This is a genomic window from Protofrankia sp. CiP1_Cm_nod2 (genome assembly GCF_920664355.1).
Classification (GTDB): Bacteria; Actinomycetota; Actinomycetes; order Frankiales; family Frankiaceae; genus Protofrankia.
Genome location: NZ_CAKKTL010000155.1, coordinates 11,170 through 13,790 on the forward strand (window position 1 = coordinate 11,170; position 2,621 = coordinate 13,790).

Annotated in this window: 1 protein-coding gene; it reads right to left on the reverse strand. The window is 68.3% G+C overall.

Annotated elements, in window-relative coordinates; all coding sequences use genetic code 11:
* On the reverse strand, positions 1 to 2,478 hold a 2,478-nt coding region (locus NBW84_RS16605; protein WP_250285651.1), incomplete at its 3' end, for a helicase-related protein.
* Positions 2,479 to 2,621 lie beyond the last annotated feature (143 nt).

A 2,621-nucleotide genomic window follows, 5' to 3' on the forward strand; every position in this document is an offset into this window, starting at 1 on the left:
GACCTCCTCGACGACGCCGACGAGCAGGTGTGGCTCGTCGAGGGTCGAGGACACGAGCACGGTGCCATGGTTCAGCGCGCCGCCGAACCGCCGGACGGTCTCGTCCATGACCGCGTCGTGGAGCGGGTGGCCGGGCGCGAGCAGGTCGGCCCGAGCGAGCCCGTCGGGCTGGGCGTGGGCAAGGTCGAAGGCGACCCGGTCGTACTTCGTCGCGATCGGCCCCCTGCCGGCCGAGCGGATGTGCTGGGGCACGTTCGCGATCTCGTAGCGCCCCCGCTCACGCCTGGCGATCCGGCCACCGAGACGGGTGAAGGCCGCCTTGAACGCCAGCTCGATGTAGTGCGGCTGGAGCCGCCGGGCGCGAGCCTCGTCCATCGCCGCGCGCAGCCGCTGGAGGTCGGCCTCGGCGAGGTGCTCCGACGCGAGCGCCCGCTCCTCGAGCAGGTCCCTGAGGCCGTCGCCGACGCTGGCGTCGATGACCTCGTGCATCCTCGCCTTCACGTCGGGGCGCTCGCCGTACTGGATGGCGTCGAGCAGGAGGGTGCGCAGCGGGATCTCGGAGAAGGCCTCACCGAGGACGTCGAAGACCTTGCCGCCGTAGTCCTGGCGCATCTGGTCGAGCTTTCCCAGCAGGCGGGTGAAGACCTCACCCTCACGCGTGTTGGACGCGACGAGGTTCCACAGCCGGCAGATCTCCTCCTGGCCGATGCGGTGGACGCGGCCGAACCGCTGCTCGATGCGGTTGGGATTCCACGGCAGGTCGTAGTTGACCATCAGATGGGCGGCCTGAAGGTTAAGGCCCTCGCCGGCGGCGTCGGTGGCGATCAGAATCTGGACGTCGCGGTTCTTGGTGAACTCCTCGGTGATCTGGCGACGCTCGCCGCGGCGTACGCCGCCGTGAATGGCCCTGACCGTGTCGGGCTTGCCGAGCAGCGATCCGATTCTGGCCTGGAGGTAGTCGAGGGTGTCACGGTGCTCGGTGAAGATGATGAACTTCCGCGGCCAGCCGTTCGCGTCGGTGGTCAGCGCGTTGTCCTGGAGGATGTTCGACAGCTCGGTCCACTTGCGGTCGGTGCCGGCGTCGCGGACGAGCCTGGCGGTCTTCACCAGCTCGGCCAGCTCGATCAGCTCCGCGTTGAGCTCCGCTACCGTCTGCGCCGCGGTGGCGGCGTCGAGCAGGTCCTCCTCCAGCTCCTCGATCTCCTCGGCGTTGAACTCGTCGGCGTCGATCGCACTCCACTCGACTGCCGGGTCCGGCTCGCGGTAGGTGCCGTTGAGGATCTCCTGCCGTTTGCGCTCCAGGCGCTCGCAACGGCGCACAAGGCTCTTGTAGATCGCCTCCGGGCTGGAGGCAAGCCGCCGCTGGAGAACGGTGAGGGCGAAGCCGACGGTGTTCTTGCGCTTGCCGCCGACCCGGTCGGCCCGGTTCATCCCCTCGCGGACGTAGTGGGTGACGTCCTCGTAGAGGGCGTACTCCGACGCGGTCAGCTCGTAGGGAACGGTCTCCGCGACGCGTTCGGGGAAGAGCTTCCTGCCCTCGAAGGTGAGCAGGTCCTCCTTGACCATGCGGCGCATGATCCCGCTGGTGTCCGTGGTCTTCTTCTGCCTGCCCTCGAACCGGTCCCGATCGAGCAGCGTGAGGAAGAGCTGGAAGTCCTCCTCCTTGCCCGAGTGCGGGGTCGCGGTCATCAGCAGCAGATGGCGGGTGATCTCGCCGAGGAGCTCCCCGAGCTGGAAGCGCCTGGTCTTCTCCAGCTTGCCGCCGAAGTAGTGGGCGCCCATGCGGTGGGCCTCGTCGACGATGATCAGATCCCATTCGGTCTCTCCGAGCTGGGCCTGGAGCCGCTCGTTGCGGGAGAGCTGATCCATCCGTGCGATGAGGAGCGGGTAGGTCTCGAAGACGTTGAGGTTGACCTGGGAGTCGATGAGCTGGCTGGTCAGCAGATCGAAGCGGAGGCCGAACTTGAAGAAGAGCTCGTCCTGCCACTGCTCCACGAGCCCGCCGGGCGCGACGATGAGGCACTGCTTCACGTCATCGCGCAGCAGCAGCTCCTTGATGTAGAGGCCGGCCATGATCGTCTTGCCGGCGCCGGGGTCGTCGGCGAGCAGGAAGCGCAGCGGGGTACGCGGGAGCAGCTCGCCGTACACCGCGCGGATCTGATGGGGGAGAGGCCGCACGTCACTGGTGGCGACGGCGAGCATCGGGTCGAACAGCCCGGCCAGCGAGATGCGCTGCGCCTCGGCCGCGAGCTTGAAGTCGCTGGCGTTGGCGTCGAAGGCGCGGCTGCCGGTCTGGGCGACGCTGAGCTTGTCCTGGTCCTTGCGGAAGACGACCTGCTGGCCGAGGCCGCCGGCGGTGGTCTTGTAGGTCAGTTCGAGCGCGTCGGAACCGTGCCATTGCGCGGCAATGACCGTGATGACCTCGGCGGGGATGAGCCCGTCGACGCGCAGCCCTGGCTTGAGCTCCTCCAGCAGCACGACCGACCTCCCCCTGATAAGACAGCCGGCCAACGCTACTGGAACGGTCCGACAGCCCGATGCGCCGCCTCCGGATCCCAGCCACCGACGCACTGGCGGACCGCGGCACCCGAACCCACCAGGCCTGCGGAACGTGTGTTCGA